The organism is Mesorhizobium sp. WSM4887, from assembly GCF_029625865.1.
Lineage (GTDB): Bacteria > Pseudomonadota > Alphaproteobacteria > Rhizobiales > Rhizobiaceae > Mesorhizobium.
In genome coordinates this window covers 1-281 of record NZ_JARTVP010000047.1, presented here as the reverse complement: position 1 = coordinate 281, position 281 = coordinate 1, and the positions used below count along the sequence as shown (strand labels likewise).

1 protein-coding gene is annotated in these 281 nt (G+C 59.4%); it reads left to right on the top strand.

Going from position 1 to position 281, the window contains the following annotated elements:
* Positions 1 to 279, top strand: a 279-nt coding sequence (locus P9230_RS32265; protein WP_278121755.1) for an aldehyde dehydrogenase family protein, incomplete at its 5' end; no start/stop codon positions are given.
* Positions 280 to 281 lie beyond the last annotated feature (2 nt).

The window sequence follows — 281 nt, the reverse complement described above, 5'->3', positions numbered from 1 at the left end:
GTCAGCATCACCAATGCCAGCAACTATGGCCTGTCGGCCTATCTTTTCACCAATGATCTGGGCCGCGTCATGAACGCCGTCAACGAGGTTTCGTTCGGCGAGATCTACGTGAACCGGATCGGACCGGAAATGCTGCAGGGTTTCCATGTCGGCTTCCGCGAAAGCGGACTGGGCGGCGACGACGGCGTGCATGGGCTCGAGAGCTACATGCGCAAGAAGACGGTCTACGTGAACTATTCGGGTGCCGCCACGGCGGCATTGATGCCTTACGGGCGCTGAAC